Origin of the sequence: Bradyrhizobium sp. WSM1417 (assembly GCF_000515415.1) — a bacterium.
In the GTDB taxonomy this organism is placed as follows: Bacteria; Pseudomonadota; Alphaproteobacteria; order Rhizobiales; family Xanthobacteraceae; genus Bradyrhizobium.
On sequence record NZ_KI911783.1, the window covers coordinates 3,562,752 to 3,586,804 of the forward strand.

At 64.8% G+C, this 24,053-nt stretch carries 21 protein-coding genes; 11 read left to right on the forward strand and 10 right to left on the reverse strand.

Going from position 1 to position 24,053, the window contains the following annotated elements:
- Window positions 1-16 precede the first annotated feature (16 nt).
- The 4 genes from BRA1417_RS0117145 to BRA1417_RS0117160 form a co-directional block, all read right to left on the reverse strand.
- Window positions 17-1,180: an SMP-30/gluconolactonase/LRE family protein gene (locus BRA1417_RS0117145; protein ID WP_027516817.1), complete on the reverse strand. Its 1,164-nt coding sequence runs from the start codon at window positions 1,178-1,180 to the stop codon at window positions 17-19.
- Window positions 1,181-1,292: 112 nt separating this feature from the next.
- Entirely contained in the window at window positions 1,293-2,207 is a 915-nt protein-coding gene (locus BRA1417_RS0117150; RefSeq protein WP_027516818.1) for an SDR family oxidoreductase, read from the reverse strand.
- A gap of 6 nt (window positions 2,208-2,213) precedes the next feature.
- Window positions 2,214-3,353, reverse strand: coding sequence for a thiolase (locus tag BRA1417_RS0117155; protein WP_027516819.1), 1,140 nt, complete (start codon window positions 3,351-3,353; stop codon window positions 2,214-2,216).
- A gap of 4 nt (window positions 3,354-3,357) precedes the next feature.
- On the reverse strand, window positions 3,358-3,771 hold the full coding sequence (locus BRA1417_RS0117160; RefSeq protein ID WP_027516820.1) for a Zn-ribbon domain-containing OB-fold protein: 414 nt from the start codon (window positions 3,769-3,771) through the stop codon (window positions 3,358-3,360).
- Between the two features lie 173 nt (window positions 3,772-3,944).
- On the opposite strand from BRA1417_RS0117160, the gene BRA1417_RS0117165 reads away from it, so the two are divergent.
- The 4 genes from BRA1417_RS0117165 (at window position 3,945) to alkB (ending at window position 7,565) form a co-directional block, all read left to right on the forward strand.
- The gene (locus BRA1417_RS0117165) at window positions 3,945-5,294 is read left to right on the forward strand and encodes an amidase (protein ID WP_027516821.1); all 1,350 of its coding nucleotides are present in this window, start codon (window positions 3,945-3,947) and stop codon (window positions 5,292-5,294) included.
- The gene (locus tag BRA1417_RS0117170) at window positions 5,287-5,973 is read left to right on the forward strand and encodes a DUF2848 domain-containing protein (protein ID WP_027516822.1); all 687 of its coding nucleotides are present in this window, start codon (window positions 5,287-5,289) and stop codon (window positions 5,971-5,973) included. The genes BRA1417_RS0117165 and BRA1417_RS0117170 overlap by 8 nt, the downstream gene beginning before the upstream one ends.
- 182 nt (window positions 5,974-6,155) lie before the next feature.
- Complete coding sequence (locus BRA1417_RS0117175) at window positions 6,156-6,902, forward strand: 2OG-Fe(II) oxygenase (protein WP_027516823.1); 747 nt, start codon at window positions 6,156-6,158, stop codon at window positions 6,900-6,902.
- Between the two features lie 9 nt (window positions 6,903-6,911).
- Entirely contained in the window at window positions 6,912-7,565 is a 654-nt protein-coding gene (gene alkB / locus BRA1417_RS0117180; protein WP_027516824.1) for a DNA oxidative demethylase AlkB, read from the forward strand.
- Between the two features lie 122 nt (window positions 7,566-7,687).
- Here the strand turns inward: alkB and BRA1417_RS0117185 are convergent, their stop codons facing one another.
- From BRA1417_RS0117185 to hpaH, 6 genes are all read right to left on the reverse strand, one after another.
- Window positions 7,688-9,316, reverse strand: a complete 1,629-nt coding sequence (locus BRA1417_RS0117185) for a thiamine pyrophosphate-dependent enzyme (protein ID WP_027516825.1) — start codon at window positions 9,314-9,316, stop codon at window positions 7,688-7,690.
- Between the two features lie 25 nt (window positions 9,317-9,341).
- Entirely contained in the window at window positions 9,342-10,211 is an 870-nt protein-coding gene (locus BRA1417_RS0117190) for a fumarylacetoacetate hydrolase family protein (RefSeq protein WP_027516826.1), read from the reverse strand.
- A gap of 3 nt (window positions 10,212-10,214) precedes the next feature.
- Window positions 10,215-11,198, reverse strand: coding sequence for a 3,4-dihydroxyphenylacetate 2,3-dioxygenase (hpaD, locus tag BRA1417_RS0117195; protein WP_018456952.1), 984 nt, complete (start codon window positions 11,196-11,198; stop codon window positions 10,215-10,217).
- A 65-nt stretch (window positions 11,199-11,263) separates the two neighbouring features.
- Window positions 11,264-12,802, reverse strand: coding sequence for a 5-carboxymethyl-2-hydroxymuconate semialdehyde dehydrogenase (hpaE, locus tag BRA1417_RS0117200; protein ID WP_027516827.1), 1,539 nt, complete (start codon window positions 12,800-12,802; stop codon window positions 11,264-11,266).
- Complete coding sequence (locus tag BRA1417_RS0117205; RefSeq protein ID WP_027516828.1) at window positions 12,795-13,193, reverse strand: 5-carboxymethyl-2-hydroxymuconate Delta-isomerase; 399 nt, start codon at window positions 13,191-13,193, stop codon at window positions 12,795-12,797. Before BRA1417_RS0117205 ends, hpaE begins: the two co-directional genes overlap by 8 nt.
- A 30-nt stretch (window positions 13,194-13,223) precedes the next feature.
- The gene (gene hpaH, locus BRA1417_RS0117210; RefSeq protein ID WP_027516829.1) at window positions 13,224-14,030 is read right to left on the reverse strand and encodes a 2-oxo-hept-4-ene-1,7-dioate hydratase; all 807 of its coding nucleotides are present in this window, start codon (window positions 14,028-14,030) and stop codon (window positions 13,224-13,226) included.
- Window positions 14,031-14,140: 110 nt separating this feature from the next.
- Between hpaH and hpaR the strand changes: the two genes are divergently transcribed.
- The 7 genes from hpaR (at window position 14,141) to BRA1417_RS0117245 (ending at window position 24,051) form a co-directional block, all read left to right on the forward strand.
- Complete coding sequence (hpaR, locus tag BRA1417_RS0117215) at window positions 14,141-14,659, forward strand: homoprotocatechuate degradation operon regulator HpaR (RefSeq protein WP_027516830.1); 519 nt, start codon at window positions 14,141-14,143, stop codon at window positions 14,657-14,659.
- A 118-nt stretch (window positions 14,660-14,777) separates the two neighbouring features.
- Entirely contained in the window at window positions 14,778-15,863 is a 1,086-nt protein-coding gene (locus BRA1417_RS0117220; RefSeq protein ID WP_027516831.1) for a malate/lactate/ureidoglycolate dehydrogenase, read from the forward strand.
- Between the two features lie 141 nt (window positions 15,864-16,004).
- Window positions 16,005-16,781: an HpcH/HpaI aldolase/citrate lyase family protein gene (locus tag BRA1417_RS0117225; protein ID WP_018456947.1), complete on the forward strand. Its 777-nt coding sequence runs from the start codon at window positions 16,005-16,007 to the stop codon at window positions 16,779-16,781.
- Between the two features lie 201 nt (window positions 16,782-16,982).
- Complete coding sequence (locus BRA1417_RS0117230; RefSeq protein WP_027516832.1) at window positions 16,983-18,506, forward strand: UxaA family hydrolase; 1,524 nt, start codon at window positions 16,983-16,985, stop codon at window positions 18,504-18,506.
- A gap of 185 nt (window positions 18,507-18,691) precedes the next feature.
- A complete protein-coding gene (locus BRA1417_RS0117235) occupies window positions 18,692-19,213 on the forward strand; it encodes a PAS domain-containing protein (protein WP_027516833.1) in 522 nt (173 codons plus the stop codon).
- Window positions 19,191-20,495: a methyl-accepting chemotaxis protein gene (locus tag BRA1417_RS0117240; RefSeq protein ID WP_027516834.1), complete on the forward strand. Its 1,305-nt coding sequence runs from the start codon at window positions 19,191-19,193 to the stop codon at window positions 20,493-20,495. The genes BRA1417_RS0117235 and BRA1417_RS0117240 overlap by 23 nt, the downstream gene beginning before the upstream one ends.
- Before the next feature lie 286 nt (window positions 20,496-20,781).
- Window positions 20,782-24,051 (forward strand): DUF2126 domain-containing protein, encoded by a 3,270-nt coding sequence (locus tag BRA1417_RS0117245; RefSeq protein ID WP_027516835.1) that lies wholly within the window; start codon window positions 20,782-20,784, stop codon window positions 24,049-24,051.
- The last annotated feature ends 2 nt before the right edge of the window (window positions 24,052-24,053 follow it).

The window sequence follows — 24,053 nt, forward strand, 5'->3', positions numbered from 1 at the left end:
CCACTCTATTAATCGCTCACGGCTTCATCGCGCCCTGTACGCTGGTGTAGACGGCATAGAGCGATGTCGAGCCACAAATATAGAGCCTATTTCGCTGCTGACCGCCGAAGCACAAATTAGCGACGGTTTCCGGAATATGAATCTTGCCCAGCAACTCGCCGGAGGGCGTGTAGCAGCGTACGCCGTCTTCGTTTGCGTCCCCCCAGCCCACCGAGCACCAGACGCGTCCTTCGGTGTCGCAGCGGACGCCATCGGTGATGCTCGGTTTTGGCATCTCTGCGAACACCTTGCTGTTCGAGACCTTGCCCCCGGCGACGTCGAGATCGAACACGCGGATATGGGATGGATTGTCCGGCCCGTCGGTGAAACCGGTGTCGCAGATGTAGAGCTTCTTCTCGTCCGGCGAAATAGCGAGTCCGTTCGGCTCGACAAAGTCGTCGACAACGACCTTGACCTCTCCGGACTTCGGATCGACCCGGTAGACGTTCTTCTTCTCCTGCTCGGGCTCGGCCTTGATTCCTTCGTAGAAACCGCCGATGCCGTAGGCGGGATCGGTGAACCAGATTGCGCCATCGGCCGTCACGACCGCATCGTTGGGCGAGTTCAGTCGCTTGCCATTGAACTTGTCGGCGATGATGGTGATCGAGCCGTCGAGTTCGGTGCGCGTCACGCGCCGACCGCTGTGCTCGCACGTGATCAGGCGTCCTTCGCGATCAATCGTGTTGCCGTTCGAGTTCATCGAGGGCTGGCGATAGACACTGACGTGGCCGTCGTCCTCCGAGAAGCGCATGATGCGATTGTTCGGAATGTCGCTGAACAGCAGGTATCGCCCGGCCGCGAAATATACTGGCCCCTCGGCCCAGCGGAAGCCCGTTGCGACGCGCTCGACGGCCATGGTGCCGGCAAAGGCGGGAAAGCCGGGGGGCCCAAACGATGGCGGCCCCTTCTTGGCCGATTCCAAATGGGCGTCTGGGTAGCGGCTGCCTGGCAGCGGTCCCAACGGCAGCGGCGCGGTCGATCTTGTCGGTGCACCCGTCTGGCCCAAGGGCGTCACGGACGCCCCCAGGGCTGCAGTCATGGTGACGCCCGTCGCCGCGACTGCTGCCGCGCCCTTCAGCAGGGTGCGGCGCGCGAGAACAGGCTCATTGACGTCGGTAGAGATGGTCAGTGGGTTTGTCATAGTCGCCTCCCATTTTGTTGTTTGGGAGAAAACTGTCCGCCTGCAATCGGGCGTAAAGCGGGCGATCCCCGGCTGGACAACCGGAGATCGCAATGCAGCAAAGTGGAATCGTTTACACGGGATCCCAGGGGAAGATGTCGGCGGAACGGTCGAGCTTGTAGAACGAGCCCTTCAGCGCCGGCATGCCGTGTTCCGCGATCGATTGCGGCGTCCAGCCTTCGCTGCGATGTACCGAGCGCAGCGGACGGTTCTGGCTGAACAGGAACAGCTCGTTCATGCGTGCGCCAAAGATCTGCCCGGACACGTCCTTGGCGGCATCGGAGAGCAGATAGGCGCAGACCGGCGCGATCTTCTCCGGGCCCATCTGCTTGATCTTCTCGACCCGTGCCTTCTCGGCTTCGGTCTCGGTCGGGATAGTGCCGATCATGCGGGTCCAGGCGAACGGCGAGACGCAGTTGGAGCGAACGTTGAAGCGGCCCATGTCGAGCGCAATCGACTTCGACAGGCCGACGATGCCGAGCTTGGCGGCGGCGTAGTTGGCTTGCCCGAAATTGCCGATCAGGCCGGAGGTCGAGGTGAAGTGCACGAACGAGCCGCTCTCCTGCTCGCGGAAGATTCGCGCTGCGGCGTGGCTGACGTAGAACGAGCCCATCAAATGCACCTTGATGACGGCCTCGAACGCTTCCACGCTCATCTTGTGGAAGATCATGTCGCGCAAAATGCCGGCATTGTTGACCACGCCGTCGAGCCGGCCGAAATGATCGGTCGCGGTCTTCACGATCTTGCTGGCCGGGATCGCTTCGGCCACCGACTCGAAATTGGCGACGGCGGTGCCGCCGCGCTTCTTGATCTCCTCGACCACTTCCTCGGCGGGTGTGGCGCTGGTGCCGGCGCCGTCAGCGGCGACGCCGGGATCGTTGACGACGACCTTGGCGCCTTCGCCGGCGCAAAGCAGCGCGATCTCCCGCCCGATGCCGCGGCCTGCGCCGGTGACGATGATGACCTTGTCTTGCAGTGATTTCGTCATGTGGGATTACCTCTCGTTCGTAAACACGATCGTGCCCGACGCGGCGAACATGCCGCCGACGCCGTGGCACACCGAAATCTTCGCGTTGGCGACCTGTGCCGGCGCGATGCCGCGCATCTGCCGCACGCTCTCCTGGAGCGCGTACATGCCGTACATGCCCGAATGCATGTAGCTCAATCCGCCGCCATTGGTGTTGAGCGGAAGCTTGCCGCCCGGGCGCGTGTTGCCGTCGGCGATGAACTTGCCGGTCTCCTCATACGGCATGAAGCCGAGATCGCCGAGGCCGAACAGCGGCAGATGCGCAAAGGCGTCGTAGATCATGAGATGGTCGACATCCTTGTGGGCGATGCCGGCCTCCCTGAACGCCAGCGGTCCCGCGGTCTTGAACGCGCGCGAGGAGTTGAACGTCTCCATTTGGCTGACCATCGGCGTCTCCACGCTCTCGCCGGTGCCCATGATGTAGACGGGCTTGCGCGGAAAATCCTTGGCACGGTCCGCCGAGGTCAGGATCAGCGCGCCGCCGCCGTCGGTGACGAGACAGCATTGCAGCAGGCGGAACGGATAGGCGATCATGCGCGAGTTGAGGACGTCTGCGACCGTGATCGGGTCCTTCATCATCGCGCGCGGATTCTTCGCCGCCCATTCCCGCTGCACCACCGCGACCGAGGCGAGTTGCTCGTGCGTGATGCCATAGGTCTTCATGAAGCGCAGCACGGGGATCGGGAACATGCTGGGCGGGCCGTAGACGCCGAACGGCGCCTCGAACTGGCCTTGCAGGCTGTCGGCGGGAATCGAGCGCGGCGCCTTGCCGATCATCGACTTGCCGCTCTCGGCATGGGTGATCAGCACGGTCTTGCACAGGCCGGCCTCGATCGCCGCGGCGGCATGGCGGACGTGCAGCATGAAGGAGCAGCCGCCGACCGAGGTGCCGTCCACCCAGGTCGGTTTGATGCCGAGATAGTGGCAGACCTGCTGCGGTGTCTCGACCGCGGTGGCGAAACCGTCGATGTCGGACAGCTTCAGCCCGGCATCGGCAATGGCATTGAGCGCCGCATCCGCATGAAGCTGGAGCTGCGAGACGTTGGGGATGACACCGAGCTCGGTGGTCTCGGCCGCGCCGACGACGGCAACCTGATTTCTGCGCATGGGCTTACCCCTTCGCCGGACGGAATACGGGGAGGGTGATCTTGTCGTCGAGCGCCTCGAAGGCGACCTCGAGCTTCATGTCGAGCTCGAGCGCCTCCGGCGTCTGCGGGCAGTCGATGATGTTGCTCATCAGTCGCGGCCCCTCGTCGAGCTCGACTACCGCAATCGCGTAGGGCGGCGTGAAGCCGGGCGCGGCGGGACGGTGGTTGATCACGTAGCTGTAGAGAAAGCCCTTGCCGCTCGCCTTGAAGATGCTGACGTCGCGCGAGGCGCAGGACGGGCAGAACGGGCGCGGCGGGAAATAGACATGCGCGCAGGCGTCGCAGCGCTGCAGGCGCAACTCGCCCGCCTTGGTGCCGTCCCAGAAATGCTGGGTCTCCGGCGTCGGTTTCGGTCGCGCGCGCTGCGGTTCGGCCATCTCGGCAGGTCCTCCCAAGGCCAAGCTGAGCTCGGCTGTTGCGATCTTGATGCGACAATCGACCATGGCGCGTCAACGGTCCAGCAATGCGCATGCATGCCATCATGCGCACAATGCTTGTGTCGAAGTGAGGCAGCGCTATACATTGCGCGCAAATATTCCGTGAGACAGACATGCCTGATTTTTCGACACTGACAAAGCTCGCCGAAGACCTCGAAAGCGGCCGCACCAGCTCCCGCAAGCTGGTCGAGACTTGCCTCGCCAAAATCGCCGATCCGGCCGGCGAGGGGCAGCGTGCCTTCATCCATGTCGACAAGGACGCCGCGCTCGCGGCGGCGGATGCGATGGACGGTTTGCGCAAGGTGAGGGCAGCGCCGTCGCGCTATGCCGGTATCCCGGTCTCGATCAAGGATCTCTTCGACATCAAGGGCCAGGTGACGCGCGCCGGCTCCCGCGCGCTCGACGATTCCTCGCCGGCCGAACAGGATGCCCCCACGGTGGCGCGGTTGCGCAAGGCCGGCTTCGTCGTGATCGGGCGCACCAACATGACCGAGTTCGCCTATTCCGGCATCGGCATCAATCCGCATTACGGCACGCCAAAGGGCGCCTGGAACCGGGCCGCGGGCCACGTGCCCGGCGGCTCGTCCTCGGGCGCCGCGGTCTCCGTGCTCGACGGCATGGCGCATGGCGCGCTCGGTACCGACACTGGCGGCTCCTGCCGGATTCCGGCGGCCTATAACGGCATCGTCGGCTACAAGCCGACGCAGCGGCGCGTGCCGCTCGAGGGGGCCGTGCCGCTGTCGTTCTCGCTCGACAGCATCGGGCCGCTGGCACGATCGGTCAGTTGCTGTGCCATTCTCGATGCCGCGCTCGCCAACGAGACGATCGCCCCGCTGAAGCCGCGGCCTGTCAAGGGCATGCGGTTGGCGGTACCGACCACGATCGCGCTCGATGACCTCGACGCGGCTGTGGCCGGGACATTCGAGCGTGCGCTCAAGAGCCTTGCCGATCACGGTGCGATCATCGAGCGCATCGAGATGGCCGAATTCCACGACATCGGGCCAATGAACGCCAAGGGCGGCTTTGCGGCGTCCGAAAGCTATGCCTGGCATCGCTATCTTCTCACGTCCAAGGGCGACGTCTATGATCCCAGAGTCTCCGTCCGCATCATGCGTGGCGAGGCGCAGAGCGCGGCGGACTACATCGATCTTCTCCACGAGCGCCGCTCGCTGATCGCCCGCGTCAATGCGCGCATCGCGCCCTATGACGCGCTGGTGCTGCCGACCACCGCCAACACGCCGCCGAAAATTTCGGACCTTGCCGACGACAAGGCATTCACCAAGGAAAACCTGCGGGCGCTCCGTAACTGCACCCTGATCAACATGATCGACGGCTGCGCCATCTCGCTGCCTGCGCATCGCGAGGGCGAGATTCCGGTCGGCCTGATGCTGGCGGGCGCGGGCGGATCGGACCGCCGTATCTTCGAGCTTGCTGCCGGCATGGAGGCCGTACTTCGTGTTTGACCTGACTTTCACCGTTGACGCCCAGGACACCACCACGCCGCTGACGCTGGCGATCGACCAGATGGTTATCGCGGGCTGGACCGGCCGCGATCCGGTCGCGCGCGACAAGCACATTGCCGAGTTGCAGGAGATGGGTATCGCCCCGCCGGCCTCGACGCCGATCTACTATCGCGCCTCGGCACGACGGCTGACGATGGAAGACAGCATCGAATGCACTGGCGGCGATTCCAGCGGCGAGGTCGAGTTCGTGCTGATCGGCTGGCAGGGTCGCATTTTCGTCGGCTGCGGTTCCGACCACACCGACCGCAAGGTCGAGGCCTACAACGTCACGGTATCCAAGCAGATGTGCGACAAGCCGATCGCATCCACGCTGTGGGAGCTCGAGGACGTCATCGGCCACTGGGACCGGATGGTCCTGCGCTCCTGGGCCACGATCAAGGGCGAGCGCGTGCTCTATCAGGAGGGCACGCTCGATGCGATGCTGCCGGTCGCTGACTTGATCGCGCGTGGCTTCGAGGGAGGGAAATTCCCCGACGGCTGCGCCATGTTCGGCGGTACGTTTGCGGCGAAGGGCGGTATCCGCCCCGCCGACCGTTTCGATTTCGAGCTGGAAGACCCGGTGCTGAAGCGCACGATCAAGCACGGCTATGACGTGCTGACGCTGCCCGTGAGGGGCTAAGGTCTCTCCGCTGTCATTGCGAGCGGAACTCTCTCCGCCGTCATTGCGAGGAGCCCTTGCGACGAAGCAATCCAGACTGGTTCCGCGGAGGCCCCTGGATTGCTTCGCTCCGCTCGCAATGACGGGGAGAGAGACGGAAATCGGGTGGTAGAGGACGGGGCGGTCTTGCGAAGGTCAGAGCCATGACAGCAACAGCACGCAAATCGCCTCATAAGTCAGCCACGGACCCCGCCGCCCGCGTCGATGCCCTCGACTGGCTCCAGATCACCGGCGAACTCGACACCCAGGGCTGCGCGCTCCTGAAGAGCCTGCTCACGCCGGATCAGTGCCGCGCCGTCGCCGCGCTCTATCCCGACGACGCCAACTTCCGCAGCCGCATCGTCATGGGCCGCCACGGCTTTGGCCGCGGCGAGTACAAATATTTTTCCTATCCGCTGCCCGATGTGATCGCACAGCTGCGCCCGGCGCTCTACGCGCACCTCCAGGGCATCGCCAATCGCTGGAACGAGGCGATGGGGATCGACATCCGCTATCCCGCCGAACACGCGGCGTTCCTGAAGCGGTGCCACGAGGCAGGCCAAGCGCGACCGACGCCGCTGCTGCTGCAATACGAGGCCGGCGATTTCAACTGCTTGCATCAGGATCTCTATGGCGAGCACGTGTTCCCGCTCCAGGTTGCGATCCTCTTGTCCGAGCCCGGTCGCGATTTCACCGGCGGCGAATTCGTGCTGACCGAGCAGCGCCCGCGCATGCAGTCCCGCGCCGAAGTGGTTCCGCTCGCGCAGGGCGACGCGGTTGCTTTTGCCGTGCATCACCGCCCGGTGCAGGGGACACGCGGCACCTACCGCGTTAATCTGCGCCATGGCGTCAGCCGGATTCGCTCTGGCCAGCGCCACACGCTGGGTGTGATCTTTCACGATGCGAAATAGACGCTGCCGCTGATGGCGGATTTGTTCGATCATGTCGCCGAAGCCCAGCCATCGCGCGAGCAGATCGCCGATGGCGCCGTGCTGCTGCGCGGTTTCGTCAAGCCGATCGAGAGCGATCTGATCGAAGCCGTCCGCGCCATCGTGGCGCAGTCGCCGTTCCGCCGCATGACTACGCCCGGCGGCCATTTGATGTCGGTCGCTATGACCAATTGCGGCGAGCGCGGCTGGATCACCGACCACACCGGCTATCGCTATGATCCCATTGACCCGCGAACGAGCGCGCCATGGCCGGCGATGCCGCCCGTGCTCCGCGATCTGGCTTTGCGCGCCGCGGAGCAGGGCGACTTTACCGGCTTCGCGCCCGATGCCTGCCTCGTCAACCGCTACGAGCCCGGCACGCGGCTGTCATTGCATCAGGACAAGGACGAGCTGGATTATTCAGCGCCGATCGTCTCGGTCTCACTTGGGCTGCCTGCGACCTTCCTGTTCGGCGGCATGGCACGCAGCGACAAGCCGCGCCGCTTCCGCTTGGTCCATGGCGATGTCGTGGTCTGGGGCGGGCCGTCACGGCTCGCCTATCACGGCGTCGCGCCGCTGGCCGACGGTAAACATGCGTTGCTCGGGCCTAAGCGGATCAATCTGACGTTTCGCAGGACGCGCTGACCCATCCCCTCATCCTGAGGAGCTTGCGAAGCAAGCGTCTCGAAGGAGGAAGGCCGAGCTGCAGCAGCGGGAGGCCTTCATGGTTCGAGACGGCGCTTCGCGCCTCCTCACCATGAGGATGACTAGGGCTTCGGCGGGTGAATGAACGCCCACGGGCTGACTTCCGAATCCCGCATCACTTCCACCGAGATCAGATAGGGCCCGCCATGGGCCAGCGCCTTCTCCATCGCCGCCTTGAACTGGTCCGGCGCAGTGACGCGGGCGGATGCGACGCCGAAGGACTCCGCGAGCTTGACGAAATCCGGGTTGACCAGATCGGACGCCACCACGCGGCCGTCGAAGCGCTCGCGCTGGTCGCGGCGGACATTGCCGTAGGCGTTGTTGTTGAACACCAGCGTCACCACGCCGATGTTGAACTGCACGGCGGTGGCAAGCTCCTGCACGCCGAACATGAAGCCGCCGTCGCCGGTGATCGCCACCACCGGCTTGTCGGGATTGGCGACCTTGGCCCCGAGCGCGGTCGGGAAGCCCGAGCCGAGCGTGCCCTGATAGCCTGATGTGATGAAGGTGCGCGGCTCGTAGATCGGAAAGCCGTACCAGGAGGCGAAGCCGAACTGGGACAATTCATCGGTCACGATCGCGTTCGCCGGCAGCACCTCGCGCAGGATGTTGAGATACGCCATCTGCGGCTGGATGCGCTGGATCTCGGCTTGCGCCGTCGCAGTCGCCTCGCGGATCTCTCCCCGCCGGCCGCTGGTCCTGGCATAGCCGGCCTTCGTCACGGCTGTGACGAGATCGGCCGTGCCGGCCTTGGCGTCGGCGACGATAGCGACATCGGAGGCGAGCCGGCGCATCTCGGCCGGATCGATGTCGACACGAATGGATTTCAGCCCCTTCGGCTGATACGGCCAGCGGAAGCCCGACGCCGGCAGCTCGGCGCGCGTGCCGATTGCGATCATCAAATCGGTTGTCGGCCACAGCCTGTAGGCCGCCGCCATGGTGAGCCCAAGCTCATGCGCATTGGAGACGATGCCGCGACCGCTGCGGAAGGCGACGACAGGGGCGTCGATCATCTCGGCGAGTTCGAGAATCTCCTCGCGCGCTTCGATCGCGCCGCTGCCGACAAAGATCATCGGCGCCTTGCTGTTCCTGATCAGCGCGGCCGCCTGCTTGATCATATCAGGGTCGGGCTGCGGCGCGGGCAAGGGCTCCAGCACCTGTGCTGCAGCCGTGTCCGCGCGTTGGGTGAAGACGTCCCAAGGCATCTCGACCGAGGCGGGGCCACGCCGTCCGGACGTCATCTCCTGGAAGGCGCGCGCGACCGTGGTCGGCGCGTTGCCGGGATATTCGATGCGGTCCGCCCATTTCACATAGGTGCGCAAGGTCGCGAGCTGATCCGGCATCTCGTGCAGATGGCCGCGGCCCTTGCCCAGAAACTGCGTCGGCACCTGGCCGGTGACGCATAGCACCGGCTCGTTGCAGCCGAACGCGGTGAGCAGCGCGGCGCTGGCGTTGAGCACGCCGGGGCCGGGTACCACGCTGAACACGCCGGGCCTGCCACTGGAACGCGCATAGCCGAACGCCATGTAGCCGCAGGCCTGCTCGTGCCGCGCGCCGATCACCTTGAGCTGCGCCTGGTGGAAGGCGTCGAACAGGCCGTAGACCTGCGCGCCGGGCAGGCCGAATACAGTATCGACGCCGTGGGCGACAAGGCCGCTTACGATTGCTTCGCCGCCGGTGAGGGTGGTCATGGCACTATTCCATTTCAATCGGTGTTCAGGCTTCGTCGACGACGCCGTTGCGCAGAGATCCGATGCCCTCGGCCGCGACTTCGATAACATCGCCGGGTTTCAGGTAACGCGGCGGGTCGAACCGCGCACCGGCGCCGGTCGGCGTGCCCGTGACGATGACGTCGCCGGGAACGAGCGTTGCGAAGGTCGAGATATAGCTGATGAGATAGCGGAACGGAAACATCAGCCGGCTGGTGCGGTCGTCCTGCCGCAGCTCGCCGTTGACATGCGTGGTGAGGCGGATGTCGGCGACCTGCCATTCCTGCGTGTAGGGCACAAGCCATGGGCCGAGGCTGCCGCTGGAATCGAAGTTCTTGCCCTGCGTGACGTTGAACTTGGCATGTCGCAGCCAGTCGCGTACCGAGCCTTCATTGCAGAGCGTCAGCGCGGCGATGTGACCGAGCGCCGAACTTTCCGCAATGTGCCGGCCAGCCTTGCCGACCACCAGCACGATCTCGCCCTCGTAGTCAAGCTGCGCGGAGGCGCGCGGGCGCACCAGCGGCGTGTCGTGGCCGACGAAGGAGCGCGGCGAGCGCATAAACATGCTCGGATATTTCGGCGCGTCCTGGCCGTCCTTGTACTCGGCATTGCGGTCGGGATAGTTGACGCCGATGCAGATGATCTTTTCCGGCGCGGGCACCGGCGGCAGCCAGATGACGTCACCGAGCGCGTGATCGGGCGTGCGGCCGGCGGCCTCCTCGGCGAGGCTCGCGAGCTTTCCTGCGGCGATCACCTCGCGCAGCGTCGGATAGTCTTTTGCGTGGCGCGCGGAGAGATCGACAATGCCGCCGTCCACGACGGCGCCGTAGCGGATGGCACCCTTGACGGAATAGGTGGCGAGGCGAGGAAGGTTCATTGCTTAATCCGCCACCAGCACGTCGGCCACGAACTTCGGCTCACGAACGGCTTGGCCAGCGAACGGCGAGCCCTGCTCGAACCAGGAGCGCGGGGCAGGCGCGCCCCACAATGTCTGGCGGCGCGGATCGCGCAGCGACCAGCGCAGCGGCTCGTGGTCGTGGTCGCCGGTGAAATAGTCGCTGGTGTAGAGCTCGAGCCGGTGTCCATCGGGGTCGCGGACGTAGAGGAAGAACGCATTCGAGATGCCGTGGCGGCCGGGACCGCGCTCGATGTTCTTCACGAAACCCTGCGAGGCCATGACGTCGCAGAGATGGATGATGTTCATCGCCGTCGGCGTCCAGTAGGCAAAGTGGTGCAGCCGCGGGCCCTTGCCGTTGGTGATGGCAAAGTCGTGGACATTGCCCTTGCGATGCATCCAGGCCGCGGCGATGCGCCCGTTCGGTCCGTCCTCCTCGGCGTATTCCGTGAGGCGAAAGCCGAGCCGGGCATAGAATTCGACGGTGTCCTGCACTTCGGCGGCGAACACGTTGAAATGGTCGAGCCGCTGCGGATGGCAGCCCCTGTAGAGATCGTAGCGGCGCAGCAGGTGCGGCCGCCGGTCCATCGACGCATATAGCTCGATCTGGAAGCCGAAGGGGTCGGTGAACTGCAGCGTGCGGCCCTGGAACGGCTGATCGACGAAGGCGTAGCCAAGGCCGTTCTCGGACAGGAACTTCGCAGCCTTGTCCAGATCCCCGTCGTTGCCGACCTTGAAGCCGAGGCGGTTGCAGGCGGGCGCCGCCGCCTTGCGCAACACCAGGGAGTGATGCTGGTGCTCCTCGGCGGCGCGCAAATAGACGACCTTGTCGTCGGCGTCCTCGACATGCAGGCCGACAACGCTTTCATAGAACTCGCGGCTGAGCTTCAGATCGGTCACGTCCAGCACGGCGTGGCTGGAGCGGATGATGTTGAACGGCGGCTCGAAGATATGTTGCGGTACGGGCATTGCGTTTCCCCTCTCTAGACCCCGCCATTCCCCGTCCACGCTCCGCGCGTCGAGGGACGCGAGCGTTAGATTCCCAGCTTCTGAATCTTGTGCGTGCCCCGCGCCAGCGAGACGTGCTTGGTTTCCATGTAGAAATCGAACGAGTAATCGCCGCCATCGCGGCCGATGCCTGATGCCTTCATGCCGCCGAACGGCGTCGGCAGATGGCGGACGTTTTCCGAGTTCAGCCAGATCATGCCGGCTTCCAGCGCATCTGCGACACGCAGCGCGCGGCCGACATCGTTGGTCCAGACATAGCCGGTCAGGCCATAGCGGATGTCATTGGCGATCTCGATCGCGTCTGCTTCGTCCTTGAAGGGGAGCACGGTGAGGAAGGGGCCGAACACCTCTTCCTGCGCCACGCGCATCTTGCCATGCGCGCCGGTCACCAGCGTCGGCTCGACATAATGTCCGCCGCCCGGCCCGTCATAAGCCTTGCCGCCGACCGCAATCGTCGCGCCGTCCTGGCGTGCGACGTCGAAATACGAGCACACCTTTGCCAGATGCCGCTCGTGGATCAGCGGCCCGATTTCGGTGGCGGGATCGAGGGGATGGCCGACCTTCAGCGCCTTCACGCGCGCCGTGAGTTTCTCGGTGAACTTTTCGGCGATGCCGGCCTGGATCAGCAGGCGGCTCGACGACGTGCAGCGCTCGCCGTTGAGCGAGTAGATCATGAACACGACCGCATCGAGCGCGCGCTCGAGATCGGCGTCGTCGAACACGATCACGGGGTTCTTGCCGCCGAGCTCGAAATGCACGCGCTTCAAGGTCGGCGCGCCCTGAACCATGATCGCGGATCCCGTCGAGCTTTCGCCGACGAAGCCGATGGCCTTGATGGCGGGATGCTCGGTCAGCGCCTTGCCGGCCTCTTCGCCAAAGCCGTGCACGGTGTTGAGCACGCCGTCGGGCACGCCGGCTTCCTTGACGAGCTTCGCAAGAATAGCCGCCGTGATCGGCGACCACTCGGCCGGCTTGTGCACGACGGTGCAGCCGGCGGCGAGGGCAGGGGCGATCTTCCAGGTCGAAAGCATGAACGGTGTATTCCACGGCGTGATCACGCCGACCGGGCCGATCGGCACGCGCGTCGAGACGTTCCAATGCTCGTCGCTCGGCGTGTTCTGGCCGTCGCGCGCCTCGCCGCATCGATCGGCAAAGAAGCGGAAATTCTCGGCGGCGCGGATCGCGGCCTTGGCCATGAAGCGATAGGCCTGGCCGGTGTCGATGCATTCGAGCACCGCGATGTCTTCGGCATTGTCCTCGATGGCGTCGGCGACGCGATGCAGCAGCTTCTTCCGCATCGCCGGCGCCATGTCGCGCCAGGACTTGAAGGCCAGCGCAGCAGCGGTGGCGGCGCGATCGACGTCTTCGGCATTGCCACGCGCGACGCTGGCCAGCGTCGCGCCGTCGACCGGCGATTTCGTCTCGAACGTCTCGCCTGAGATCGACGGCACGATCTTGCCGTCGATCATGTGGCCGATGCCGTCGGCGCGCAGCGTCTTCAGCAGCGGTGCGATGCGGTCGCGATTGGCCTGGAACACATCGGTTTTCGGCGTGGGCTTATCCATGGGCGGCCTCCGCTTTCAGGGCGTGGTGGATGTTGTTGCGCTTCCAGCTCGTGTCCTTGTCGTTGATCTGCATGTCGAACGAGAGGGCGAATTTGCAGCTTGCAAACACAGGATCGAGATGCCGGGAGAGCGCCTGGAAGATTTGCTCGCCGGCCTTCTTGCGTGTTGGCAGATCGCGGCCTTCGCCGATGCGCAGCACCATGTCGAGAAAGCCGTAATCTTGCCGCGCGTCCGCGATCGCATAATGCTCGCATCTGACGGCGCGGACGCGGATGCCGCCAAGCGGGAAGATGCCGGTCTCGACCGCGGCCTTGCGCACCACCTCGCACGCCGCGCCGATGTCGAGGCGGTCGTCGAGATTGGCCGAATATTCGATCGTGAAATGCGGCATCGCGGTTTCACTCCCTGTCTTTTTGTTCGTCTAGGCGAAGTAGCAGCTGACCGAGCCGTAGGCGCCATAATCGGCTTGAATTGTGTCGCCCTTGCGGGTCTCGATCGGGCGGATGAAGGAGCCGGCGAGCACGATCTGTCCGGGCTCGAGCGCAAGGCCGAGCGGTGCGATCTTGTTGGCGAGCCAGGCAACGGCCGTTGCGGGATGATTGAGCACGCCGGCGGCAAGGCCGGTCTCTTCGAGCTGGCCGTTCTTGAAACACAACGCACCGATCCAGCGCAGATCGGCATCCAGCGGGCGGATCGGCCGTCCGCCGAGCACGATGCCGGCGTTGGCCGCGTTATCGGCGATGGTGTCGAAGATCTTTCGCGTCGCTTTGGTCTGGGGATCGACGCGCTCGATGCGCGTGTCCAGAATCTCCAGCGCCGGCACCACGAAGTCGGTGGCGTTGAGCACGTCGAACAGCGTGCAGCCGGGGCCCGCGAGGCGCTTGCTCATGACGAAGGCGAGCTCGGCTTCCACGCGTGTCGCGATGAAGCGCTCGGTCGGGACGAGGCCACCATCCGCGAAGAACATGTCGTCGATCAACACGCCGGAATCCGGCTCGTTGATGCCGAGCGCGCTCTGCATCGCCTTCGAGGTCAGGCCGATCTTGTGGCCCCTGACGATGCGCCCCTCGGCAATCTTGACGTCGACCCAGGCCTTCTGAATCGCGTAGGCGTCAGCGATGCTGATGGCGGGGAAGTCCTGCGAGAGCTGCCGGATCTGCGTGCGGGTCTTCTCCGCCTGATGCAGACGGCTCGCGCAAGCTCGGATATCGTCGTTGGAAAGCGCCATTTGTGATCTTACAAATCGTGGTGCGGGAGGATACTTAACATGTTAAGTGAATGCGTCAATCGCAAATTGGCTTGCTGCACTGCAAACATTTCGCGGCTTGAAGGGGCGTCATGGTGAAGAGACCGGCTGATCCTGCGAACGGAAGCGAGCCCGCCGTGCGGCAGGTGCCGATGCGTGACTTCTCGCGTTCGCTGCCAATGTCGTTGCTGCGGGCACGCGAAGCCGTGATGCGGCAATTCCGTCCCTCGCTGCGCGAGCATGGCCTGACCGAGCAGCAATGGCGCATTCTGCGCGCGCTCGCGGCGATCGACACGGTCGAGGTCACGGAACTGGCGCGCACCGCGTTCCTGCTCGGACCGAGCCTGTCGCGGATCTTGCGCGATCTGGAGGCGCGCAATTTGATCGAGCGCAAGACCGCGAAGGCGGACCAGCGCCGCAGCATGGTCTCGATCTCGGAAAAGGGCGTGAAGCTGATGGCCTCCGTCGCGCCGTCCTCCGAAGCGATCTATGCGGAGATCACGCGCCGCTTCGGCGCGCGCAAGCTCGTCGAGTTGCAGGAGATGCTCGGCGAACTCGAACAGAGTCTTGCAGGGCTCGGCGCGAGCGAGGAGGCAAGTGCCGAGGAGTGAAAGCAGATATGCGCAAGCGCGCGGCAACAATCATGGACATCGCCGCTTTTTTTCGCTCAAGTGCCGCTCAAGCCGATGACTGCAAAATCGGCGGCGAGGTAGAGGCAAACAGACCCTCATGGTCACCATCCAGGTTCAGAAGCTGATCGACTTCGTCACCGAGGTCTTCGCGCATGCGCAGTCGTCGCCCGACGAAGCCCGGCGCATCGCCACTTATCTAACCGCGGCGAATCTGACCGGCCATGACAGCCACGGCGTGATCCGCGTCCCCGTCTATATTCGCTGGCAGAAGTCCGGCGCGGTCGTGCCCAACCAGAACGCCGAATTGGTGCTCGACACGCCTTCGCTCGCGGTGATCGACGGCAAGTTCGGCTACGGCCAGACCGTGACGCCGCAAGCGGTCCGGATCGGCATCGAGAAGTGCAGGAAGGCGGGACTTGCCGCAGTCGCGCTGCGCAATGCCGGCCATATCGGCCGGGTCGGCGATTGGGCCGAGATGGCCGCCGCCGAAGGACTGATCTCGGTTCATTTCGTCAATGCCGCAGGCTCGTTGCTGGTGGCGCCGTTCGGCGGCGTGGAGAAACGGCTCTCCACCGCACCCTATTGCGTCGGCATTCCGCGCGAGGGCCAGGATCCGATCGTGCTGGACTTTGCAACCTCGGTCGTGGCTGAGGGCAAGGTGCTGGTCGCAAGCCGCGGCGGCAAGAAGTTGCCGAAGGACGCGCTGGTCGATGCCGACGGCAGCCTGAGCGAGGAGCCGGCCGTGCTCTACGGCCCCTACACGCCGGATGGGCCGCGCGATCACACGAAGGGAACGGGCGCGATCCGTGCGTTCGGCGAGCACAAGGGTTCGGGCCTTGCCTTCATTTGCGAGCTGCTCGGCGGCGCATTGACTGGAACCGGGGCCACGTCCGGCGGTCGGCGCTTCGCCAACGGCATGCTGGCCTTCTACGTCGACCCGAAAGTGGTCGATACCTCCCATGTCTTCGACGCAGAGGTGTCGCGCTATGCCGACTTCATCCGTACCACCAAGCCGGTGGCCGGGGTCGATCAGGTGCTGATTCCCGGCGATCCCGAGCGGAAAACCCGGGCTGAGCGCACCCGAAACGGCATCCCCTTGCCGGATGACACCTGGGCCGCAATAGTGAATACCGCCCGCGAGGTCGGCGTCAGCGAAGTCAGCATCCAGAGGGCGACCGCATAGGTCTTGCGTCATTGCGAGCGTAGCGCGACGCGCCAGTTCGCGGTAACAGCGGTTGTGCTGTCGCGACGCTCGTCATGGTGACGATAGTCCAAATCACACGGTCCAAATAACACGGTCCGAACAACAAAGAAGGAAGGCAACGTGGCGAACAAGGTCAAGGAAATCTGGAAGTCGGGCAAGGCCGTGGTCAACGCGTGGCTCGCGATTCCCTCGGGCTTCTCGGCCGAGATGATCGCGCAATGCGGCTTCGACAGCGTCACCGTCGACATGCAGCACGGCGTGCAGGATTATCTGTCGATGGTGCAGTGCTTCCAGGCGATGGACAAGCATCCGATCACGCCGATGGTCCGCGTGCCCTGGAACGAGCCCGGCATCATCGGCAAGGTGCTCGATGGCGGCGCCTATGGCGTGATCTGCCCGATGGTCAACACGCCGCAGGAAGCCAGGAATCTCGTTTCCTATGCCAAATATCCGCCAAAGGGCGTGCGCTCCAACGGCCCGATCCGCGCCGGCATGTACGGCACCGCGGGCTCCTACCAGAAGACGGCTAACGACGACATCGTGCTGCTGCCGATGATGGAGACCAAAACCGCGGTCGAGAACATGGAAGCGATCTTCGACGTCGAAGGCATCGACGGCGTCTATATCGGCCCGTCCGACCTCGGCTTCTCCTATGGCCTCGAACCGAAGCTCGATCGCACCGAGCCCGAAATCCTGGCGATCTACGAGAAGATCATCAAGGAGTGCGGCAAGCGCGGCCTCAACCCGGGCATCCATTGCAGCGGCGCCGAAGGTGCCGCGCGCGCCATCAACATGGGCTTCAAGCTGGTGACGCTCTCGAACGAGGTCGGCCTGATGACGACCTACGCCAAGATGCAGGTCAACGCCACCCGGAAGGATTCCGGCGGCAAGGCCTGAGCTCTTTCACTTTTCCCTCTCCCCGTTCTTACGGGGAGAGGGTCAGGGTGAGGGGCTCTCTCAACACGATCTAATCTAACGATCGAGCGCGCCGCTTGCCCCTCACCCGGATCGCCCCGGACGATGCATCGCCGGGCGCGATCCGACCTCTCCCCGTAAGAACGGGGAGAGGTGAAGAAAAGAAGACCAAGGAGACCTCCCATGACTATCAGCCCCGTCATTCGCCTCCATCCCGATGATGGCGTGCTGATCGCGCGCGCGAGCTTGCCTCCGGGAACGGTAGTCGCCGACGGCGTGACCACGGTCGAGCGCATTCCCTCCGGCCACAAGGTCGCGATCAAGCCGATCGCATTGGGCGAGCCGGTGATCCGCTACGGCCAGATCATCGGCTTCGCGACCACGCCGATCGCGCCGGGCCAGCACGTGCACGTGCAGAACTGCGGCATGGGCGATTTCGCCAAGGACTATGCCTATTGCGCCGACGTCAAGCCGACGCCGAATTTCGATCTGCCGGCAAGCTTCGAAGGCATCCGCCGCCCGGACGGCCGCGTCGCCACGCGCAACTACATCGGCATCCTGACTTCGGTGAATTGCAGCGCGCATGTCGCGAGCCTCGTCGCCGACGTGTTCAAGAAAAATCCCTTCACCGGCGACAATCCGCTGGCCGATTTCCCCAATGTCGACGGCGTGGTCGCGCTGACCCACAAGACCGGTTGCGGCATGACGCAGAACGAGCCCCTGGCGCTGCTCCGCCGCACGCTCGGTGGCTATGCGCGCCACGTGAACTTCTCCCACGTCATTGTGCTCGGCCTCGGCTGCGAGGTGAACCAGATCGGCGGCTTGATGGAAGAGCAGAAGCTCGCCGGACGTCTGCGCGCGATGGACATCCAGGAGGTCGGCGGCACCCGCAAGACGGTGGAAGCCGGCATTGCCTTCGTGCGCGAGGCACTCGCGGATTCCAACAAGGTCAAGCGCGAGGCCGTGCCGGTGAGCGAACTGACCGTAGCGCTGCAATGCGGCGGCTCGGATGGCTATTCCGGCGTTTCCGCCAATCCGGCGCTGGGTGCGGCCAGCGATCTCATCGTGCGTCACGGCGGCACTGTGATCCTGTCGGAGACGCCGGAGACCTATGGCGCCGAGCATCTGCTCACGCGCCGCGCCGTCAGCCGCGAGGTCGGCGAGAAGCTGGTCGATCTCATGCGCTGGTGGGACGAATACACGACGCGCGAAGGCGCCGAGATGAACGCCAATCCGAGCCCGGGCAACAAGGCCGGCGGTCTCACCACCATTTTGGAGAAGTCGCTCGGCGCGATGGCCAAGGCCGGCACCACCAATCTCGTCGAGGTGCTGCGTTACGCCGAACCCATCACCAAGAAGGGTTTCGTGTTCATGGACACGCCTGGCTACGATCCCGTTGCCGCGACCGGGCAGGTCGCCGGCGGCGCCAATCTGGTCTGCTTCACCACGGGCCGCGGCAGCGTGTTCGGCTGCAAGCCGGCGCCCTCGATCAAGCTCGCGACCAACACGCCCATGTACAAGCGCATGGAAGAGGACATGGACGTCAATTGCGGCACCATCCTCGAAGGCGAGGAGAGCGTCCAGCAGTGCGGCCAGCGCATTTTCGATCTCATCCTCAAGACCGCGTCCGGACAGCCGACCAAGAGCGAGAGTTTTGATTTCGGCGGCGCCGAGTTCGCGCCCTGGGTGCTGGGCGCGACGATGTAATCCCTCGTTGCGCGTCGGCGGTAGCTGAACACTACAAGCGATGCTCCTAAGTAATGATACGGAGCCGGCAAGTGATCACGGCGGTTCCCGCGGTCACACCTGATTAACATCTTCTGCCGTAATCCCTGAACGGATGCGAGCTCCACTCATGTGGGGCGTTCGCCCTTCGTGAGGATTCGTCAACGATGACGCGTGCGATACGGCCGACCGGCGTGGAAAATCTCCTCGGAGAGGAGGAGCTGATCGTGTCGAAGACCGATCTCAAGGGCCGCATCACCTACGCCAACGATGTCTTCATCCGCATGGCGAAGTACTCCTGGCAGGAGCTGATGGGCGCCCCCCACAGCCTGATCCGCCACCCCGAGATGCCACGCTCCGTCTTCAAGCTGTTGTGGGACACGCTTCAGTCCAGGCAGGAGATCTTCGCCTACGTCGTCAATCTCGCAAAGGACGGCAGCCATTACTGGGTGTTCGCCCACGTCACGCCGACATTCGACGAGCGTGGCAATATCGTCGGCTATCACTCCAACCGTCGCAAACCCGATCCCGCGCAGATCGAGCGTATCAAGCCGATCTACAAGGCGCTGTGTGCGGAAGAGGCGCGGCATGCCAATGCCAAGGCCGGCATGCATGCGAGCTTCGAGGCGATGGTTGGGCTGCTCAAGCAACAGGGTGTCGGTTACGATGAATTTGTGCTCTCTCTCTAAAGCGCAGGGAGCGACCGCGCTCGCATCCGTTCTTGCCGTCGTCGCGTTCGTGCTCTCGCTGACCGGTGCGGCCGGAATTTCCGGCGCGGCGTTGCTTGGCGTCACGGTCGTGCTGCTCGGTTATGCCGTCTGGTGCCAGCACCGCACGGCGGCGGCCGTCGACGAGGTGGCAGACGTGTGCCGCAAGGCCGCAGGTGGCGACCTCGAGGCGCGCATCCTCAGCAACCGCCAGGCCGGACGGATCGGCGCCATTCAGAAGTCGGTCAACGACATGCTCGACATCACCGATGCCTATTTGCGGGAAGCTTCGGCGTCGATGGACTATGCGAGCCGCGGCAAATATTTCCGCAAGATCCTCGCGCGCGGATTACCCGGCTCGTTCCGCCGTTCAGCCACCGTCATCAATTCCGGCACCGACAGCCTCGGCCGTCGCGTGGTCGAGATCGCGGACCTCGCAAAGCAGTTCGGCACGCATCTCGACCAGGTCGCCGGCACTCTGATGGGCGCGGCGACCGATCTCGAATCCGACGCCGGCCAGATGGCGGCGGCGGCCGAGAAGACCAGCCGGCAGACCTCCGGCGTGCTCAGCGCGTCCGACCAGGCATCGCGCAACGTCGCCACCGTCGCGAGCGCCGCGGAGCAGCTCGCATCGTCGATCGCCGAGATCACCCGCCAGGTGGCCGGCTCGACCACGAGCACGGGGCGGGCGGTGAACGAAGCCAATCGTGCCGGCAGCGAGATCCGCACGCTCGCGGATGCGGCGATGCGGATCGGCGACGTGGTCAAGCTGATCAGCGAAATCGCCGAGCAGACTAATCTCTTGGCGCTCAACGCCACCATCGAGGCCGCGCGGGCAGGCGAGGCCGGCCGTGGCTTCGCCGTGGTCGCATCCGAGGTCAAGAGCCTCGCCAACCAGACCGCGAAGGCGACCGAGGAGATCAGCGCCAAGGTCGGCGAGATGCAGCAATCGACCACCAATTCGGTCGCCGCCGTCGAGGCGATCGCGCAGACCATCACCGAGATCAACGCCATCACCGCCTCGATCGCGACCTCGATCGAGCAGCAGGGTCTCGCCACCCGCGAGATCGCCCGCAACGTCCAGGAAGCTTCGACCGGCACCTCGCAAATGTCCTCCAACGTCACGGGCATCAGCGAAGCCGCCGCCGACACCGGCCGTGTGGCGAGCCGCGTCAACAGCGCCTCCGAACGCGTCCATGGCGAGGTCGAGACGCTCCGGCGCGAGGTGACGCAGTTCCTACAACGGCTGACGTCAGCGGCGTAAGCCTTCGATGCAGGAGCACTCTGCTAACCCTCTCCCGTTGTGGGAGAGGGTGGCTCGCCGCTCAGCGGCGAGACGGGTGAGGGGTCTCTCTCCGCGCGCACCTCTCACGCCGGAATTCGCGGAGACGTACCCCTCATCCGGCGCTTCGCGCTACCTTCTCCCGCAAGGGGAGAAGGAAGAAAGCGACCGCCCGCACCTTGCGTAGGCACCCTTTGCCCGTTGTTAGTGCTTGATCGAGGTCACCAGCGGTGTTCTGCTCAAAAAAGCTGCTGGAGTACCGCACCCCGTGTCGATCTACGTCGCATTACACCACGTCACGCACTACAAATACGACCGCCCGATCGATCTTGGCCCGCAGACCATTCGTCTGCGGCCGGCGCCGCATACCCGCACGCCGATCCTGAGCTATTCGCTCAAGGTCACTCCGGCCAATCATTTCGTGAACTGGCAGCAGGATCCGCTAGGCAATTGGATCGCGCGTTACGTCTTCCCGGAGAAGACGACCGAGCTCAAGATCGAGGTCGATTTCACGGCCCAGATGACCACGGTCAATCCGTTCGACTTCTTCGTCGAACCCTATGCCGACAGCTTTCCGTTCGAATATCCGCAAGATCTCAAGACGGAACTCGCGCCGTATCTCGAGACCGTCAAGCCCGATCGGCTGTTCGCGAAATATCTCGACACGATCCCGCACGAAGCCCCGAACACCGTCAACTTCCTGGTCGATCTCAACAGGGAGCTGCAGAAAAGGATCGGCTACGTCATCCGCATGGAGGCGGGCGTGCAGACGCCCGAGGAGACGCTCTCCTCCGCGGCCGGCTCGTGCCGCGACTCCGCCTGGCTTCTGATCCAGACCTTCCGTCATCTCGGTCTCGCCGCCCGTTTTGTCTCCGGCTACCTGATCCAGGTCCGTCCCGACATCGATCCGATCGAGGGGCCGCCGGAGGTCGAGAATGATTTCACCGATTTGCACGCCTGGGCCGAGGTCTACCTGCCGGGCGCAGGCTGGATCGGCTTCGACGCGACCTCGGGCATGCTTGCGGGCGAGGGCCACATCCCAGTCGCCGCGACACCGCACTACCGCTCGGCCGCGCCGATCTCCGGCGGCGCGGGCTTTGCCGAGGTCGAATTCGCCTTCGACATGAGCGTCAAGCGCATTCGCGAGGCGCCGCGCATCACAAAACCATTCTCCGACGAATCCTGGATACGGCTCAACGATCTCGGCGAGCAGGTCGACGGCGATCTTGCGGCGCAGGACGTGCGTCTGACCATGGGCGGCGAGCCGACCTTCGTCTCCGTCGATGATCTCGAAGGCGCCGAGTGGAACACGGACGCGGTCGGTCCGACCAAGCGCGGGCTCGCCGACGATCTGATCCGCCGCCTGCGCGCGCGTTTCGGACCCGGGGGCCTGCTGCACTTCGGTCAGGGCAAATGGTATCCCGGCGAAAGCCTGCCGCGCTGGGCGTTTGGTCTGTACTGGCGCAAGGACGGCGTGCCGATCTGGAAGAATGCCGACCTCATCGCCAGCATCGAAAATCCGCGGCCGGCGCAGGCCAAGGACGTCAAGGCGTTCGTGGAGGGCACGGCGCTGCGGCTTGGCCTCGATCCCGGCTACATCATGCCGGCCTATGAGGACACCGCGTACTGGCTGCAGAAGGAATCCGAGCTTCCCGTCAACGTCGATCCCTCCGATTCCAAATTATCCGATCCGGAGGCCCGCGCGCGGATGGCGCGGGTGTTCGAGCAGGGGCTCAACAATCCTCGCGGCTTCGTGCTGCCGGTGCAGCGCTGGAATGCGGCACCACGCTGGCGCAGCGAGCGCTGGCAGCTCCGGCGCAGTCATCTGTTCCTGATGCCGGGGGATTCGCCGCTCGGCTTGCGCCTGCCGCTGGACTCGCTCGGCTATGTCCCGCCTGATCAATATCCCTACATCGTCGAGCGAGACCCGATGGAGGACCGCGGCAAGCTGCCGGTGTTCAGCCTTCCGGCGCGTCCGGACTCGCCGGAGCGGCTCGAGCCCGAAGAGCTCAACACCACCGTCCCGGTTCGCACCGCGATGTCGGTCGAGGTCCGCGACGGCGTGCTCTGTGCCTTCATGCCGCCGGTCGAGCAGATCGAGGATTATCTCGAGATGATCGCGGCGCTCGAAGCGACGGCCGAGGAGATGCAGCTTCAGGTCCACGTCGAGGGTTATCCGCCGCCGTTCGATCCGCGTGTCGACGTCATCAAGGTCACGCCCGATCCCGGCGTGATCGAGGTCAACGTGCAGCCGGCAAAGAACTGGCGCGAGGCGGTCGACATCACCGTCGGGCTCTATGAGGATGCCGGCAAGACACGCCTCGGCGCCAATCGCTTCCTGGTCGACGGCCGCCACACCGGCACCGGCGGCGGCAATCACGTCGTGGTCGGCGGCTCGAGCCCGCAGGACTCGCCGTTCCTGCGCCGGCCTGATCTGTTGAAGAGCCTGGTGCTGCACTGGCAGCGCCATCCGGCGCTGTCCTATTTCTTCTCCGGCCTGTTCATTGGCCCGACCAGCCAGGCGCCGCGGATCGACGAAGCCCGCCACGACAGCATTTACGAGCTCGAGGTCGCGCTCACGCACGTGCCGCCGCCGGGCGTTCAGGCGCCGCTGTGGCTGGTGGATCGCTTGTTCCGGCATCTCCTCGTCGACATCACCGGCAACACCCATCGCGCCGAGATCTGCATCGACAAGCTCTATTCACCTGATGGCACGACCGGCCGCCTCGGCCTGGTCGAATTCCGCGCGCTCGAAATGCCGCCGGATCCGCGCATGTCGCTGGCGCAGCAGCTGCTGATCCGCGCGCTGATCGCAAAATTCTGGCGCGAGCCGCAACAAGGCAAGTTCGTGCGTTGGGGCACCGCGCTGCACGACCGCTTCATGCTGCCGCACTTCATCTGGGAAGATTTCCTCGAAGTGCTGACCGAGTTGAAGCAGTCCGGCTATCCGTTCGAGCCTGAATGGTATCTGGCCCAGCTCGAATTCCGCTTCCCCGCTTTCGGCCGCATCCATCATGGCGGCGTGACGCTGGAGCTGCGGCAGGCGCTGGAGCCCTGGCACGTGCTCGGCGAGGAGGGCTCGGCCGGCGGTACCGTGCGTTATGTCGACTCGTCGGTCGAGCGGCTCCAGGTCAAGGCGGAAGGCTTCGTCGAGGGCCGCCACATCGTCACCTGCAACGGCCGCCGCCTGCCGATGACCGCGACCGGCCGCTCCGGCGAGGCCGTGGCCGGCGTCCGCTTCAAGGCCTGGCAGCCGGCCTCCGGCCTGCATCCGACCATTCCCGTTCACGCGCCCCTGACATTCGACCTCATCGACACCTGGAACGGCCGCTCGCTCGGCGGCTGCGTCTATCACGTCGCCCATCCCGGCGGTCGCAGCTACGACACCAAGCCCGTCAACACCTACGAGGCCGAGGCGCGGCGGCTGGCGCGCTTCCAGGACCACGGCCATACGCCGGGCCCGATGCAGCCGCCGCCCGAGGAACGCACAAATGAGTTTCCGCTGACCCTCGACTTGCGGTCCCCGCTCCTGCAATGAGT